This window comes from Streptomyces sp. NPDC045778, from assembly GCF_056431945.1.
In genome coordinates this window covers 223,331-239,761 of record NZ_JBWKJZ010000009.1, presented here as the reverse complement: position 1 = coordinate 239,761, position 16,431 = coordinate 223,331, and the positions used below count along the sequence as shown (strand labels likewise).

At 74.4% G+C, this 16,431-nt stretch carries 11 protein-coding genes and 1 pseudogene; 8 read left to right on the top strand and 4 right to left on the bottom strand.

Annotation, left to right across the window (positions count from 1 at the left end; genetic code table 11):
- Position 1: 1 nt before the first annotated feature.
- The 3 genes from AC07GB_RS14800 to AC07GB_RS14790 all read right to left on the bottom strand — a co-directional run bounded on the left by AC07GB_RS14800 (position 2) and on the right by AC07GB_RS14790 (position 2,141).
- Positions 2 to 1,072 (bottom strand): hypothetical protein, encoded by a 1,071-nt coding sequence (locus tag AC07GB_RS14800; protein ID WP_478845254.1) that lies wholly within the window; start codon positions 1,070 to 1,072, stop codon positions 2 to 4.
- 152 nt (positions 1,073 to 1,224) lie between these two features.
- The gene (locus tag AC07GB_RS14795; protein WP_478845252.1) at positions 1,225 to 1,845 is read right to left on the bottom strand and encodes an L-threonylcarbamoyladenylate synthase; all 621 of its coding nucleotides are present in this window, start codon (positions 1,843 to 1,845) and stop codon (positions 1,225 to 1,227) included.
- An 83-nt stretch (positions 1,846 to 1,928) separates the two neighbouring features.
- The gene (locus AC07GB_RS14790) at positions 1,929 to 2,141 is read right to left on the bottom strand and encodes a hypothetical protein (protein ID WP_478845250.1); all 213 of its coding nucleotides are present in this window, start codon (positions 2,139 to 2,141) and stop codon (positions 1,929 to 1,931) included.
- A gap of 215 nt (positions 2,142 to 2,356) precedes the next feature.
- Between AC07GB_RS14790 and AC07GB_RS14785 the strand changes: the two genes are divergently transcribed.
- The 3 genes from AC07GB_RS14785 (at position 2,357) to AC07GB_RS14775 (ending at position 4,672) form a co-directional block, all read left to right on the top strand.
- A complete protein-coding gene (locus AC07GB_RS14785; RefSeq protein WP_478845248.1) occupies positions 2,357 to 2,764 on the top strand; it encodes an XRE family transcriptional regulator in 408 nt (135 codons plus the stop codon).
- A 152-nt stretch (positions 2,765 to 2,916) separates the two neighbouring features.
- Positions 2,917 to 3,171, top strand: a complete 255-nt coding sequence (locus AC07GB_RS14780; RefSeq protein ID WP_478845246.1) for a hypothetical protein — start codon at positions 2,917 to 2,919, stop codon at positions 3,169 to 3,171.
- A 274-nt stretch (positions 3,172 to 3,445) separates the two neighbouring features.
- Positions 3,446 to 4,672 carry a cytochrome P450 family protein gene (locus AC07GB_RS14775; RefSeq protein WP_478845244.1) on the top strand — a complete coding sequence of 409 codons (1,227 nt, stop codon included), beginning with the start codon at positions 3,446 to 3,448 and terminating at the stop codon, positions 4,670 to 4,672.
- A 47-nt stretch (positions 4,673 to 4,719) separates the two neighbouring features.
- On the opposite strand, the pseudogene AC07GB_RS14770 reads toward AC07GB_RS14775, so the two are convergent.
- A pseudogene (locus AC07GB_RS14770) lies at positions 4,720 to 4,905 on the bottom strand (hypothetical protein); the annotation flags it as partial.
- Positions 4,906 to 4,992: 87 nt separating this feature from the next.
- Between AC07GB_RS14770 and AC07GB_RS14765 the strand changes: the two are divergent.
- The 5 genes from AC07GB_RS14765 (at position 4,993) to AC07GB_RS14745 (ending at position 16,324) form a co-directional block, all read left to right on the top strand.
- Positions 4,993 to 6,810 (top strand): methyltransferase, encoded by a 1,818-nt coding sequence (locus AC07GB_RS14765; RefSeq protein WP_478845242.1) that lies wholly within the window; start codon positions 4,993 to 4,995, stop codon positions 6,808 to 6,810.
- Positions 6,811 to 6,849: 39 nt separating this feature from the next.
- Positions 6,850 to 7,533, top strand: a complete 684-nt coding sequence (locus tag AC07GB_RS14760; RefSeq protein WP_478845240.1) for a hypothetical protein — start codon at positions 6,850 to 6,852, stop codon at positions 7,531 to 7,533.
- A 216-nt stretch (positions 7,534 to 7,749) separates the two neighbouring features.
- Positions 7,750 to 14,859, top strand: coding sequence for an SDR family NAD(P)-dependent oxidoreductase (locus AC07GB_RS14755; RefSeq protein ID WP_478845238.1), 7,110 nt, complete (start codon positions 7,750 to 7,752; stop codon positions 14,857 to 14,859).
- Positions 14,860 to 14,977: 118 nt separating this feature from the next.
- Entirely contained in the window at positions 14,978 to 15,382 is a 405-nt protein-coding gene (locus tag AC07GB_RS14750) for a BlaI/MecI/CopY family transcriptional regulator (RefSeq protein ID WP_478845236.1), read from the top strand.
- Between the two features lie 6 nt (positions 15,383 to 15,388).
- Positions 15,389 to 16,324 (top strand): M56 family metallopeptidase, encoded by a 936-nt coding sequence (locus tag AC07GB_RS14745; RefSeq protein WP_478845234.1) that lies wholly within the window; start codon positions 15,389 to 15,391, stop codon positions 16,322 to 16,324.
- Positions 16,325 to 16,431 lie beyond the last annotated feature (107 nt).

The following is a 16,431-nucleotide window of genomic DNA, read 5'->3' as shown; positions in this document are numbered from 1 at the left end:
GTCAGCCTCCCAGCCGCTCGCTCATCAGGTTCGGTTTCGAGCCGTAGATCTCGACGCTCCCGAGGGACAGCAAGGAGGTCCCCGCTCTGGTCAGCGCCTGGGGTCTGACCTCGATCGCGTTCGTGCGCTTCGGGCCGTAGGAGTAGGTGGCGCGGGAGCCGTCGAGGCGCGCGTACTTCGACTGGAACGCGCGGTCGCTGCGCACCGGCAGCCACAGCGCCCCGTCCGGGCCGCGCACCATCTCCTCGGTGTAGGTGTCGCCCAGCGGCGGGTAGGTGGTGCGCCAGGCGTGTCCGTCGTAGGTGGTCAGATAGGTGCGGGCCGCGCCGTCGGCGCGCCGGCTGCCGCCGATCGTGACCCGGCCGCGGGGTTCGAGCAGGATCGTGTGCACGTTGCTGTCCGGCGGCAGCGGCACCCCCGCCTCCCGCCAGGCCGTGCCGTCCCAGCGCAGGACGGTCCGCTCCCCGGTGCGCCTGCTCGCCCAGGCCCAGACGTCCGTGGACGTGCGCGCGGTGACGCCCATCAGGAACAGCACGTCGTCCGGGGTGGACTGCGTGGTCCAGCCGGAGCCGTCGTAGTGCAGCACCTTCAGGCCGGTGGAGTCCTCACCGACCACCCACGCGCCGCCCGGCACCGCGGTGAAGTCCTGGTAGGTCCACAGGGTCTGCGGCAGCGGCACGGTACTCCACCCTGCCGCCGACCGGCGCAGGATCTCCCCGGCCCCGGCGCGGTTGTGGAAGATCCACACCTCGTCGCCGACGAACTGCACCTTGCCGAGCCAGCCCGACTCACCGGCGCCGGGGAAGCTGGTGTCCCGGCTCCACGCGGTGCCGTCCCACCGGTAGAGCATCGGCCGCAGCCCTTCGGGGGCCTGCTCGTACCCCGTCGCCCACACGTCGTGCGGGCCGCGGGCGGCGAGATCCTTCACCGTCACCGGCGCGTCCGCCGCCGGGACCGGCAGCGCCGACCAGCCGGGGGCGGCGGCCGGGGACGGTGCCGCGGCCGCGGTCGGCGACACCACCGCGGCACACGCGAGCACCAGGCAGACAACGACCGTACGGAGACCGTTCACGAGACCCCCCGAGAACACGAAGGCCGCACACGGTATTGGCATGTACCCGCCCGTGAACAGGTGACAACCAGCCGTTCATGGTCCGGATCCGCCAGGCCCTGCCGTGCCGTGGGGGCCGCGCCCCGCCGTGCCGGGGGACGGCGGGGCGCGTACTACTCGAAGCGCGAGACGTCGCCCGCCCCGCGGCGCACGATCGTCACCTGGCCGTCGGAGAAGTCGATGACCGTCGTCGGTTCCGTACCGCAGTCGCCCGAGTCGACGACCACGTCGACCTGGTGGTCGAGGCGCTCCTTGATCTCCCAGCCCTGCGTGAGCGGCTCCTCCTCGTCCGGCAGGAGCAGGGTGCTGGACAGCAGCGGCTCGCCCAGCTCGGCCAGGAGGGCCTGGGTGACGGAGTGGTCGGGGATGCGGACCCCGACGGTCTTCTTCTTGGGGTGCAGCAGCTGGCGCGGCACCTCCTTGGTGGCGGGCAGGATGAAGGTGTAGCTGCCCGGCGTGGCCGCCTTGATGGCGCGGAACACGTCGTTGTCGAGGCGTACGAACTGCCCCAGCTGCGCGAAGCTCTGACAGACGAGGGTGAAGTGGTGCCGGTCGTCGAGATCGCGGATCGCCCGGATCCGCGCGATGCCGTCACGGCTTCCCAGCTGGCAGCCAAGGGCGTAGCAGGAGTCCGTCGGGTATGCGATGAGGGCACCGGAGCGGACGCCGTCGACCACGCTGGTGATGCTGCGTCGTTGCGGGTTGTCCGGGTGCACGTCGAAATACTTGGCCATTGGCGTCGAGTCTAGGCGATCAGGGCGTCAGCGGGGCGGCGGGACCCGTCCGGACCGCGCCGCGCCGGCCCGTCGGACAGGCCCTAGTCGTGGTAGCCGTGGATGCGCCAGCCGACGCCGGGGAGTTCCTCGAAGAGCTTGGCCGCGACGAGTTCCTCGGCCTGGCGGCGCGGTGCCCGGGTGTCGACCACCTGTCTCAGCTCGCCCGGAGTGATGACGCCGTCGGCGAGGTTCTCCGCCGACCAGCAGACCGCGGAGACGTAGAGACGGAAGGCTCCGTCGGACAGGAACCGCACTCTCCAGTTCCATGGGAACCGCGCATCGAATTGAGCCCACGGCATCGGCGCTTCTTTCGTCGGCGTTGACTGCCCCTCGGCTGTGCTCTTCTCGTATACAGGATGTCTACGCAGGCACACAGGGCTTTCCGGATTCGCCCCCTGGCGCGGGGGTGGCGGACCCGCGCTCCACGACACAGGCATGGGCAGGCCGACGAGCAGGCAGGATGAGCCTCATGGGCGAGCAGGAGCGGATGGACTTCAACGACCTCGTGCGCGAGCGGCGGGCCGAGCTGGGCATCAGCCTCCGGGAGTTGGAGGCCCGGGCCGTGGACCCGGAGGCGGGCGAGCGAGCCCGGTTCGGATGGATCTCCAAGGTGGAGAAGGGGCGGCCGGTCGACGCCCCGCCCCCGGCCCTGCTGCGCGCCCTGGCGGTGGGTCTCGAACTGCCGCTGCGCGTGCTCCAGGAGGCCGCGGCGGCGCAGTTCCTCGGCATGACGTCGTACGTGTGGAGCGAGGACCGCACGACGCGGGTGCTCGCCGCGCACATCGAGGAGATGACGGACGCCGAGCGACGGCAACTGGCGGACATCGCCGAGACGTTCGCCCGTCGGCGCGCGCGGAGTGAGGGTGCGCCGGGGTAGTGCGGGGCGCTCACGCGCGGCGATTCGCTCTGGCCCGCCGGAGGCCCGGTGTGGCACAGTCGGTGATCCGCCGCCTGGGGGGCGCAGTCGGATACCAACCGCTCACGGTCGCGGCCGTGCGGCGGTGACGAGTGTGGCTGTGAGGGGCTGGAATGGCAGACGAGGGCGCGCAGCGGGCCGGTGAGCCGGGCGAGTCGAGTGAGCCGTTGGCGGAGTTCGACATGGAGTTCGTGGACCAGCTGCCGGGCGGCAGGGTCGTGATCCCGGTGGAGAGCCAGGGGCGGTTCACCTGGCTGGTCGCGCGCGGACATGTGTCGGAGCAGGCCCGCAAGGAGTTCGTCCAGGAGATCCAGCACATCGTGGGGCGCGGGCTCTGGCGGCAGAACTGGCCGGCCGAGACGGACTAGGCGCCGCCCGCGACCGGTGCGGCCCTCCCGCACGCCCGCTACGGCTCCCCAGCCCTCGGCCGCGGGTTGCCAGGGGTTGACCGTCCCGCCCCGAGCCGCGGCCCCGGCGCGGAACCGCCACCCGCCCGCTCGGCCGCAGGGACTGACCGGTCGTCAAGCCCGCGCCGGTGAGGGTATGCTCCCTCGGCCCTCCCGGCCGGGGGAGCGCGAGCACCGGCCGGAGCGGCACAGCCCGGCGCCCCGCGCTTCGTTCCCGCCGCTGAAGGAGACCGGTATGACCGCCCAGCCGATCGTGCTCGACCCCACCGGGAACCAGCGCCACGCCGAGGACCGGCTCCTGCGCGCGCACGGACCCGCCGCCCGCGTGGACGTGCTCGGCGTGACGGCGTGGGCCGTCACCGACCCCGGCCTGCTCAAGACCCTGCTCACCAGCCCCGACGTGTCCAAGAACGCCCGCTCGCACTGGCCCGCGTACGAGAGGACCGTGGCGACCTGGCCGCTGGCGCTGTGGATCGCGGTGGAGAACATGTTCACCGCCTACGGAGCCGATCACCGGCGGCTGCGGCGCATGGTCGCCCCGGCCTTCAGCGCCCGCCGCATCGCCGCCCTCGCCCCGGCGGTCGAGGACGTCGTCACCGGCCTCGTCGACGGCATCGCCGCCCGGGCCGAAGCGCCCGGGACGGTCGTCGACCTGCGCGAACACCTCGCCTACCCGCTGCCGATCGCCGTCATCGGCCACCTCATGGGCGTCCCCGAAGCCCGGCGCCCCGCCTTCCGCGCCCTGGTCGACGGCGTCTTCGACACCACCCTCACCACCGAGGAGGCCACCGCCAACACCGCCCGCCTGTACGAGACGGTGGACGAGCTGATCGCCGCCAAGCGGGCCGACCCCGGCGACGACATGACCTCCCTGCTCATCGACGTCCGCGACGAGGAGGGCGACGGCAGCCGCCTGTCCGACAACGAACTGCGCGGCACCCTGGTGCTGATGATCAGCGCTGGGTACGAGACCACCGTCAACGTCATCGACCAGGCCGTCACCGCGCTCCTGACCCGGCCCGAGCAGCTCGACCACATCCGCGCGGGCCGCGCCGACTGGAACGACGTCGTCGAGGAGACCCTGCGGCACGAACCGGCGGTCGCCCATCTGCCCCTGCGCTACGCCCTCACCGACATCCCCCTGCCCGGCGGCGGCACCATCGCGGCGGGCGAGGCGATCCTGGCCTCGTACGCGGCGGCCAACCGCCACCCCGACTGGCACGGCCCGAGCGCCGACGCCTTCGACGTCACCCGGGCCGTCAAGGACCACCTGGCCTTCGGCCACGGAGCCCACTTCTGCCTGGGCGCCCCGCTCGCACGCCTTGAGGTCGCCACGGCCCTGCGCGCGCTCTTCGACCGCTTCCCCGCCGTCGAACTCGCCGTGCCCGCCGCGGACCTGCGGCCCCTGGCGTCCTTCATCTCCAACGGCCACAAGGAGCTGCCGGTCCGGCTGAGCCCCTGAGCGGGCGGCCGAGGCGTACGCCGCCCCGCCCAGGGGGGACCCGCGTCGGAGTTGTTCACGGTCTCGTTCTTGGCCAGGACCTGACCGCAGTGCCAGTGCGTGGGGGAGCCGGAGCGACGGATGGACGTCCCGACGACGAACCCTGGAACGGCGTTTCCCGCGCGCCGGTGGGGCGTCATCGGCTCTCCCCGTGCCGGTGCGTCCGAGGCTGACCAGAACGAGACGAAGACTGGCCGGAACAAAGTGCCGGGGCGGGGTGGAGGGGGCGTGGTACCGCGTGCCGCTGTCTCCCCAGCGGTGTGCACCGAGAGGAGCTGACCTTGACGGCTCAGCGAATTCCGACGGCCCGACCTGAACCGAACGACCCCGAACCGACCGGCCCCGGCCCGACGGGTCTGGACCCGGCGGATCTCGGGCTGATCCGCGACTCCCTGGCATGGGTGCGCGGCCTGGACACCGACGGCGTGCTGGCCGAGCTGGCTCCCGCGCTCACAGGCCGGGAGCGGGCCCAGATGGCAGCGCACTGCGCCCTGGCCCACGTGGCGGCACTGGTGTTCCCGCCCTCGCTCGACGCGCTGACCGCAGGGCTCCGCGCCGAGGGGCTCCGCGTCGGGGAGGCGGTGCCCGGCGCCCTCGTGCGGGCACGGCTCAGCCGGCGGTACGGCGTGCCCGACGCCTCCTTGGACATCGTGATCCTGCGCGCCCGCCTCCCGGGGCCGGGCCACGACGTCCGTACGCTCGAAGTCTTCGCCCTGGAGCTGCCGCCGGGCGCACCTCTGCACGAGATCGCCACCAGGGAACGGGCCGAGCGCAACGAGTCCCACGTCGCCCTCGACGTGGGGGCACCCGACGCGGTGGTCCTGTCCGGCCTGTGCGCGCTCCTCGGCGGACGGGGCGGCCTCGTGCCGGACGGCGGAGGCTACGACGGCCACGAGGACCGCACAGTGCTGTACTTCCGCGACGCCGGAGGGCCACGCCCGCTCGGCCGCGAGGAGGCGCCCCCGCCCGGCCCCCGCCGTCTGGAACTGCGCGCCCATGGGCACCACCGCCCGGCGCTGACCGCACATCAGGGGGCGACGGCGCCCGATCCGGCGAAGCGCCTCCTTGAGCTGATGACCGGTGCCTGGACCACCCAGGCGATCGCCGTGGCCGCCGAGCTGGGGCTGATCGACGAACTGCCCGCCAGGACCGGCGGGCGGACGTCCGCGGGCCCGGCGGAGCCCGGTGCCCCGACGGTCGCGGAGGTGGCGGCGCGCGTCGGCGCCGACCCCGGCGGCCTGGCCCGTCTGCTGCGCTACCTCGCGGCCGTGGGCCTGGTGACCCCGGCCGGGGAGGCGTACGTGGCGACGGAGTTGGGCGGCCTCCTGCGGCAGGACGCCACCCCGTCGCTGCGTCCGCTGGCCCTGCTCTACGGCGGGCCCTTCTACGACTCCTTCGGAGCCCTGGCCCACTCCGTGCGGAACGGGCAGGAGGCCTTCGCGACGCTCTTCGGGAAGTCGCACTTCGACCACCTCACCGAGCATCCCCGTCTCGCCCGCCTTTTCGACTCCGCGATGGCGGCCAGCGCGGCCATGTTCGAGCCGATCCCCGGGCTCGTCGACTTCCGGGCGGCCCGTGTGCTGGTGGATGTCGCCGGAGGCAACGGGCATCTGCTCGGCCGGATCCTCGCACGCGTGCCACATCTGCGCGGTGTGCTGTTCGAGCGGCCGCACGTGGTGGAGGCCGCGCGGAAGCAGTGGGCCGGTACGGAGTGGGCGAAGCGATGCGCGTTCGTCGCGGGCGACTTCACCGAAGCGGTGCCCGAGGGCGGGGACGTCTACGTGCTCTCCCGCGTCCTGCACGACTGGGACGACGAGCGCGCGCTGGTGATCCTGCGCGGCTGCGCGGCGAGCATGGAGGACGGCGCCGCCCTGCTGATCGTGGAGCGGCTGCTGCCGACCGACGGATCCGCGTCCCTCGCCGTCTCCTGGGACCTGCACATGATGTGCAACGTGGGGGGTCGTGAGCGGACCGCCGAGGAGTACGAACAGCTGCTCGCCGCGGCCGGATTCGCGCTGGTCTCTGTGCGCGGCCTGCCTTTGGACGGCAGTCTGCTGTGTGCCCGGAGGAGCGGGCGCCCGGCCGAACCCCGGCTCTGACCGGGCACGATCACGGAAATCGAGGATGGAACGGAACATATGGCGACAACGGCCCATGGCTACCTGACCGGTCCGGAGAGCGCGGCGCGGCGGGCGTACGACGACACCCCGCCGGCCACTTCAGGCCGGGCTGCCACGGCTGCCGCAGACGCACCCGCCGCCTTCGACGACGGCCAGGGTGACGGCAGCGTCGGGCGGGTGGGCGGGGTGGCCCGGGGGCAGCGGCTGCTCGAAGGGCCCGTCGCACGGGGGCAGGGGGCCATGTCGGGGAGTGGAGGAGCCCACCCTGGCGGGGTGGGCCATGAGGGCTGGGGGCAGGAGCCGGCCCCCGGTGTCCCGGCGCCGACCGGCCGCCTCGCGCGCGGGTGCCTGCGCGCACCGCTCGCCGCCGATGGCAGCGCGCACGAGGCAGCGGTGTCGCGCCGCCGGCTCGCCACACCGCCCCGGGCGGAACACCACCACGCCGCTCGGCTCCTGCCGGGTCGATCCCTGCCGGACCGGTCCCTGCCCGATCGGCCGCTGCCCGCGGCGGCCGGTGCCGGTGACGCGCCCGGCCGGGCTCGCGGCGGCCTGGCTGCGGCGCCGCCGGACCCGGTACGCCCCGCCCTGCCCGGGACGACCGGCGCCCCGCCGGCGACGGCCGCCCTCTTCGACCGCCCGGCCGCGGCCGGCCCGGCCCGCCACCCGGCCGGACCGGCGGGGGAGGAGCCGGCGACGCGCTGACCGTACTCCTGGAACTCCCTGTCGAGCCGCTCGGCAGTCCGCTCGCCGCGACGGGTCCAGCAGGCCCGTGCCCACCGCCGGCCGCCCCGGCCCGCGACGCGCGCACCACCCGCCCCGCGCGGGTGCGGCCGTCGCAGGCGGTACCGATCGGTGCCGGAGACGGCGCCGCTCGTCACCGAAAGCATGCTTGTCTGATCCATTGAGGAGAAACACCCCATGCCTACTTCTGCCTCAGGAACGGCCGACGCGAGCGAGCCGAAGGCGCGCGGCGACGCGGGCCGTGCCCCACGGTCCGAGCCCGTGGCGATCATCGGGATGGGATGCCGCTTCCCCGGCGGCATCGAGGACCCGCGGAGCTTCTGGGACGTGATCGCCGCGGGGACGGACGCCATCGGTGACATCCCCCAGGACCGCTGGGACGCGGACGCCCACTTCGCCGCGGACCCCGGGGTCCCCGGCCGTACGGTGGTGCGGCAGGGCGGCTTCCTGCGCACACCCGTCGACCGGTTCGACGCCGCGTTCTTCGGCATGACGCCCCGGGAGGCGGCGGCCCTTGACCCGCAGCAGCGCCTCCTGCTCGAAGTCGCGTGGGAGGCCTTCGAGGACGCGGGCCTGCCACCCGGCGCCACCGCGGGCACCGGCGTCGGCTGCTATGTCGGGGGCTTCACCTTCGACGCCGCGACCCTGCAACTGGCGGACACCAACCGGCACCTGGTGAGCGCGGCCACGCCCACCGGGGTGAGCATGACGATGCTCGCGGCCCGGCTCTCCCACGTCTTCGACTGGCGCGGCCCGTCCCTGACCATGGACACCGCCTGCTCCTCGTCCCTGGTGGCACTCCACCACGCCTGCGCCGCGCTGACGCGCGGGGAGTGCGACCTGGCCGTGGCCGGTGGCGTCAACGTCATGGTCAGCCCCGTGACCACGCTGCTCATGTCGAAGGGCCAGTTCCTCTCCCCGGACGCCCGCTGCAAGTCCTTCGACCACCGTGCCAACGGATACGCGCGGGGTGAGGGCGCCGGAGTCCTGCTGCTGAAGCGGCTGTCGGCCGCCCGGCGGGACGGCGACCACGTGCACGCCGTGGTGCGCGGTACGGCCGTCAACCAGGACGGCCGCACCCCCGGGATCACGGTGCCCAGCGGGCAAGCCCAGCAGGAGGTGATCCTGCGGGCCTGCCGCGCCGGGGGCGTCGAGCCCGCCTCGGTGGGCTACTTCGAAGCGCACGGCACCGGCACCGCCGTCGGCGACCCCATCGAGGCCACGTCCATAGGCGCCGTCCTCGGGAACTCACCGATGACGCACTGGATCGGCTCGGTGAAATCGAACATAGGCCACACCGAAGCGGCGGCCGGGATCGCCGGCGTGATCAAGGCGAGCCTGTGCCTCCAACGCGGCCTCATTCCGCCGAACCTGCACTTCGAGCGGCCCAACCCCGCCATTCCGTTCGACACGATGCCGCTGCGGGTGCCCACGAGGACGGTGCGCTTCCCCGAGGGGAGAGGGCCGCGCCGGGCCGCGGTCAACTCCTTCGGGTTCGGCGGCACGAACGCGCACGCCGTACTGGAGCAGGCACCCGCCGACCGGAACGAGAACCGGACGCGGCCCGCGCCTGGCGCCCCCCGTGAACTCGCCCCCGCAGGGCCCCAGTTGCTCCCGCTCTCGGCCCGTGCGCCGGAGGCCCTGCGCGCCTCCGCCGACGCCTACGCCACGCTGCTGGAGGGGGCGGACGCCCCCACTCTGCGCCGGATATGCGCGGCGGCCGCACGGCAGCGCGAGCACCACCCTTTGCGGGCGTACGTCGTCGCCGACGACTCGCGGGGAGCCGTCGACGCACTACGGAGCCTCCAGGTGTCCCCGCGCCGCCCGAGCGGCGGCGACGTGGCGTTCGTCTACACCGGCATGGGCCCCCAGTGGTGGGGGATGGGACGCGAGCTGCTGAGCGAGGAGCCGCGCTTCCGCGAGGCCGTCGCCGCGTGCGACGAGGAACTGGCGCGCTTCGGCGTGTCCGTCGGTGACGAGCTGGCCCGGCCGCAGAGCACGTCCCGCCTCACGCGCACCCGCTACGCCCAGCTCGCCAACTTCGCGGTGCAGACGGGGATCACGGCCGTGCTGCGCGACTGGGGCATCGAGCCTGCGGTGCTCGTCGGCCACAGCGTCGGCGAGGTCGCGGCGGCGTACGCGGCGGGCGTGTACACGCTGCGGGACGCCACCACGATCGCCTTTCACCGGGCCGACCTCCAGGCGCGCCTCGCCGGACGAGGCGTCATGGCCGCCGTCGACCTGCCCGCGGACGACGTACGCCCCTTCCTGGTGGACGGCGTGAGCGTGGCCGCGGTCAACAGCGCGCACGCCACGACCCTGGCCGGCGACCCGGGCGCCATGGCCGCCGTGACAGGCGCCCTGCGCGAGGCCGGCGCCACCGTGACGCCCCTGCGCGTCGAAGTCGCCTACCACAGCCACCAGATGGACGAGATCAGGGAACCCCTCGTGACGGCGCTGCGCGGCATCCGGCCGCGCACGGCGCGGGCCGCGCTGTTCTCCAGCGTGACCGGCGAGCGGGTCGAGGGCGACGAACTCGACGCCGACTACTGGTGGCGCAACGTCCGGCGGCCGGTCCTCTTCTCCGACGCCCTGCGCGGACTCCTCACCCGCGGACCGGGCGCGGTCGTCGAGATCGGACCACACCCGGTCCTGGCCCCGGCCATCGACGAAGCCTTGGCCGCACGCGGCGGCAGCACCCGCCACCTCGCCTCCCAGCGCCGGGACGCACCCCAGCGGCGGCAACTCCTCGACACCCTCGGCGCCTTGTACGCGGGCGGCGCGGACCCCGACTGGCAGCGGGTCCACCCGGGCGCACGCGTCCACGTCGACCTGCCCCGCTACCCCTGGCAGCGCACGCACCACTGGATCGAGTCCCAGGCCTCCCGCGAGGCACGCATCGGTGCCCCAGGGCCCCGGCTCTCCGGCCGGGCGGTGGCGGCGGCCACGCCGACGCGCGACGTACAGCTGTCGGTCGCCGAGTTCCCCTACCTCCCGGACCACCGGATCGGGCAGACCGCCGTGTTCCCCGGCTCCGGATACGTCGAGGCGGCCTTGGCCCTGTTCCCCGACGACGTACCGTGCTATCTGGAGGACATCGTCTTCCACCGCCCGCTGACCCTGCCGGAGCGTACGGTCACGACACTGCGGTCCTGCCACGACCCCGCCCACGGGCTCGTCACGCTCCACAGCCGGGACCAGGGCACCTGGACGCTGCACGCGCAGCTCCACCACTCGGCTCCCGGCTCCTCCAGGCCGGGCCCGGCCCCCGCCGCCGGGCTCGCGGAGCTGGCGCGCTCGCTGCCGCGAGCCGGCCACGAGCAGGTGTACGCACTCCTGGAGGGCAGCGGCCTCACCTATGGTCCGGCGTTCCGGACCGTCGACCAGCTGTGGTACCGCGCCGACACCGCAGAGGTCTTCGCCGAGCTGCGCGTCGACACGGTCGACACCGAGGGCTATCGCCTGCACCCCGCACACCTCGACGCCGCGCTCCAGGCAGTGATCGCGGGCGCCCTGTTCCACGCGGGCGACGGGCCGACGGCGACCTATGTCCCGGCCCGCATCGAGGAGTTGCGCTTCTTCCGCTCCCCCGGAAAGCGCCTGTGGCTGCACGCGCGGGACCGGCGCAGCACGGTGGCCGGGCGCCTCGAATGCGATCTCACCCTGTTCACCGACGAGGACCAGGTCGTGGCGGAGGTCATCGGCCTGCGGGCCCAGCGCACGACCGAGGTCCGCGCCGACGAACCGACGCCTTCCGCCCGCCTGTACTACGAGCACGCCTGGCGGCCCCAGCCCCTGGCAGAGCGAGCCGGCGACGCCACCGGCACCTGGGTCGTCGTCGGCTCCTCCGCGACGGCGGCCGCCCTCACCGCCCGCATCGAGTCCGAGGGCGGCACCGTGGCGCGCCACACCGTGCCGGAGCAGGACGCGCCGTGGGCCGACTGGCCCGCGCGCCTGACGTCCGGAGCGCCGGGAGACCAGGCGTGCCGCGGCGTGGTCTACGTCGACGAGCCGGGGCCGGCCGGAGCCGCGGCCTGCGCCTGCGTCGCCGCACCCCTGCGCCTGGTACAGGCCCTGTCCGACCAGACCGTCCCGCTCTTCCTCGTGACCTCCGGCGCGCAGAGCGTGGCGGACGACGACGCCACGACCAACCCGTTCGCGGCGGCCCTGTGGGGCTTCGGCAGGGTCGTCAACGCCGAACGGCCCGAACTGCGCTGCCGAGTGATCGACGTGGACCCACGAGCGGAGGACACGGCGGCGGCGCTGACCCGCGAGCTGTGCCACGACGGCCTCGACGACGTGGCCCTGCGCGGCGACCTGCGGTACGCCCGCCGCCTGGAGCACGCCGCCGACCGGTCACCCCTGCACCACGCGGACACCCGCACCGACCGGACGCCGGTACGCCTGCGCACCGGCTCCTCGGGGTTGAGTGACCTCGTCTTCACGGCGGCGGCGCGCAGAGCGCCAGGACCGACCGAGGTCGAGGTCGAGGTCGCGTACGTCGGACTCAACTTCAAGGACGTGCTCAAGGCGACCGGGCTGCTGACGCCCGAGGCACGCGAGCACAGTCACTCGCAGCACAGGCTTGGCCTGGAGTGCTCCGGCACGGTGGTCCGCGTCGGCGCCGCCGTGTCGGCCCTGCTCCCCGGGGACGAGGTGTTCGCACACAGCGGCGACGTGTTCCGCTCCCACGTGACGCTCGACCAGACCCGCGTGGTGAAGCGGCCGGCGACGCTGTCCCTCGCCCAGGCCGCTTCGCTGCTGCCCGTGGTGACCGCGCAGCAGTCCCTGGTGCGCCTCGCGCGCCTGAGCCGCGGCGAGCGCGTCCTCGTCCACTCGGCGGCGGGCGGGGTCGGCCTCGCCGCCGTGCGCATCGCGATGTCCCTGGGCGCCGAGGTGTACGCCACGGCCGGCACCGAGGAGCGGCGGGAGTTCCTGCTCCGCGAGGGGGTGCGGCAGGTGGCCGACTCCCGGACCACGGCCTTCGCCGACGACGTGCTGCGCTGGAGCGACGGCGCGGGGGTCGACGTCGTCCTGAACTCGCTGCCGGGCGACATGCTCCGCAAGAGCCTGCGCCTGCTCCGCCCCTTCGGCCGGTTCGTCGAGCTGGGCAAGACCGACGTCGCCGCGGACCACAGACTCGGCCTGGCGCCCTTCCACCGCGCGCTGTCGTTCCACGCGTTCGACTACGACCAGATGATGCGGCTCGACCCCGCACTCGTCCGCCGCTGCATGCTCGACGCCGTCGAGCTGTGCGAAGGGGGTACGTTCACACCGCTGCCCGTGGCCGAGGTGCCGGCCCGCGAGGTGGACGCCGCGTTCCGGGCCGTGACGCGCCGCGAGCACATCGGGAAGGTCGTGGTCAAGGTCGCCCGCGAGCCCGTGACGGTACCGGCGTCCTCGCTGCCGCGGCCCCCCGTCAGGCCGGACGGCACCTACCTGATCACCGGCGGGCTCGGCGGCCTCGGCCTCGTCGTGGCGCGGTGGCTCGCCGCACGCGGCGCCGACCACCTGGTGCTCGTCGGCCGCAGCGCGGGCACCACGGCCGAGGCCGAGCGGGTGATCGGCGAGCTGACCGCCCGCGGCGTCAAGGTACGCGTCGAACGGGCCGACGTCGCGGACCACGACCTGGTCCGTGACCTGTTCGCACGGGTGCGCCGCGAACTGCCGCCGCTGCGCGGCATCGTCCACGCCGCGGCCGACTTCGACGACGCACCGCTGTCGGACACCGACCCCCGGCGTCTGATCGCGGCGACCGCCCCGAAGGCCGACGGGGCCTGGCACCTGCACCAGGAGAGCCGGCGGGACGACCTCGACTTCTTCGTGCTCTTCTCCTCGCTCGCGGCGCAGCTCGGCGCCGCCGCCGCGGGCGCGTACACGACGGCCAACGAGTTCCTCAACGCCCTGGCCCGCCACCGCCGCGCGCTGGGACTGCCCGCCACCAGCGTGGGCTGGGGACTGATCGACGGCGTCGGGGTGACGGTCCGGCAGGGCGGCGCCGTCGGCGACGTCCTGCGCCGCAACGGCCACGTCGGCATGGCACCCGACCGCCTCCTGGCCGAGCTGGAGACACTGCTGCACACCCGGCCCGTGGAGGCGTCGGTGGCCGACCTCGACTGGCGCCGCTGGGCACGGGCCAACTCCCGCCTCGCGAGCCTGCCGCGCTACGAGGCGGTCGTACCGTCCGCCACCCTGGACGGCCCCGCGGAGACGTCCGTCCTGCGCCGCCTGCGCGAAGCCGCCCCCGAGGAACGCCTCCGCCTTCTCCCCGACGTCGTCGCGCCCCTGCTGCGCCAGGTGACCGGCCTGACCGACACCCAGCTGGCCGGTGACCAGGCCGTGGACATCGACTCCCTGTCGGGGGTCGAACTGCGCGTCCTGCTCCAGAACACGCTCGGCGTATCGGTCCCGGCCGTGCGGTTGCAGCGCAACCTGACCCTGACCGGCCTGGTCGGCCTGCTCGCGGACGAACTTGACCGGTGCCCGGCCGACGGTCTCCGCACCCTCGACACGATCGCGGTGCGCGAGTTCGCCTCGTCCGACGGGCTCACCGTGTACGGCCACCTCAGCCTGCCCCAGGGGCCCGGGCCGCACCCCGCCGTTGTGGTGTGCACGTCGGGGCCGGGCGGGGCCCTGGCCGACGACGGTTCGTACGCGCAGACCGGCGAACACGCGCCGTTGACCGCGGCCGGGTTCGCCGTGCTCACGGTCGACCAGCGCGGCGCTCCCGGACACGGACAGGACTTCGCCGCCCGCGCCGACATGGGCGGGGCCGACATCGACGACGTCGTGGCGGCGGCCCGGTACCTCGCGGCGCTCCCCGAGATCGACGCCACGCGCCTGAGCCTCGTGGGCACCAGCCGCGGCGCGTACGCGGCCCTCCTGGCCCTCGCCCGCGAACCGTCCCTGTGGCACCGCGCGGCCCTCCTGGTGGGCCTGTACGACCCGGCCCCTTTCGCCGCCGAGCATGCGGCCCGTGGCACGCTGCTGCCGGGGCGCCCGGGCATCGGCCCCGCCGAGATCCGGGCCCGCTTCGCCGACCCGCGCCGGCAGCCACTGCGCGTGCTCGACGCGGTCACCGCCCCGCTGCTCCTCGTCCACGGGGACGCCGACAAGGTCGTGCCCCTGACCCAGGCACGCGCCGTGGCGGACGCGGCGCGCGGCCTCGGTCTGCCCGCCCGCCTCGTCACCGTCGAGGGCATGGGCCACGACAACCACTACGCCGACGAGGCCTGGACGGACCTGTGGCCCCAGGTCGTCGGCTTCTTGGAGGAGGACAGCCCCTAGCCGCCGCGCGGCCCGGGACCGGTCCTCGGCGCGTCGACGGATCAGTACGATGTGGCCCGCCGCGGGGAGTTGCGCGTACACGTACGGGTACGGGTCCCGGGGCCGAAGGGAGCTGAGCATGGCGGACGGCGGACGTGGTCAACCCGCGTCGCGACACCGGCGGCGCGGGCAGGGCGAACTGGAACTGCTCGTCCTGACCTCGCTGCGCGAGGCCGGCGAGGCGGTGAGCGCCGCCTGGGTCAAGGACCGCCTCGGCGGCGACCTCGCGTACACGACCGTGATCACGATCCTCACCCGGCTGCTCGCCAAGGGTGCGGTGACCAGGGAGCGCGCGGGCCGCTCGTTCGTGTGGACCCCGGCCGCGGACGAGGCCGGGCTCGCCGCGCACAAGATGCGCAAGGTGCTCGACGGGGAGCAGGACCGCGAAGCGGTCCTCGCCAGCTTCGTCACGACCCTGTCGGCCGAGGACGAACGGGTGTTGCGGGACCTGCTGCGCGAGGCCGAGACGGGGCGGGAAGACTGACGCCTGATGGGGCTCTTCATTTTTCTGCCGCTGGTGCTGCCCCTGACGGCCTGGCCGGTGGCGCGCCTCGCCGAGCAGCGGCTGCACCCGCGCCTCGCCACGCGCCTGCTCACCGGCGTGGCCGTGGTGATGGCGACGTGCAGCACGGTCAGCCTGGGCCTGCTGATGGTGGTGGGCACGGCACAGCTGCCCGGCAACCCGCTGCCCGACGGCTGGTCGGATCCCGAGGTGCGCGAGGCCGTCCCGGGTGAGGAGGTCGTCGGCAAGGTGGCCATCCCCGTTCTCCTCGTGGTGGCCACGGGGTGCGGACGCACGCTGTGGCGGCACCGCCGGGTGCGACGGCGGGCCCACCGGGCACTGACCGGCGCCCCGGACACGACCGTCGTGGTCCTGGACGACGGCGTTCCGTACGCGTACGCGCTGCCCGGCGGGAGGGCCCGCGACCGGATCGTGGTGTCGCAGGGGCTGCTGTCCTGCCTCCAGGCGCCCCAGCGCCGGGCCCTGTTCGCCCACGAACGGGCCCACCTCGCCGCCCGGCACCACCGGCATCTGCTCGCCGTACAGCTGGCGGCCCGCGCGAACCCCTTCCTGCGCCCGCTGCGGACAGCCGTGTCCTACACCACCGAGCGGTGGGCCGACGAGGAGGCCGCCCAAGCGGTCGGCGACCGCAGGGCCGTGGCGCTCGCGATCGGCAAGGCCGCGCTGGTCTCCAGGGGCGCCCCGGCCCCGACCCTCGCCGGGCTGGCCGCCCCGGGGCCGGTCCCGCGCCGGGTCGCCGCCCTGCTGCGCCCGGCGCCCGCCGCCCGCAGCTGGCCCTCGGTCTTCACCTCCGTGGGGCTCGCCGCGTGGACGGCGGCGGTGGGGACGGTGGCCTCGGCCATGTCATCGGCGAACTCGACGGTGACGATGGTGCTGATCCTGCATGCGGCCACGCCCTTGTGAGGGGCGCGCGACCGGGGGAGGGCTGCGGCGCGCCGTGGCCGTAGCCGTGGGAGGCGTGGGCGTCATGGAAGGAGTGACTTCCGTACGACGCCCGGTGCTCGAGGAGG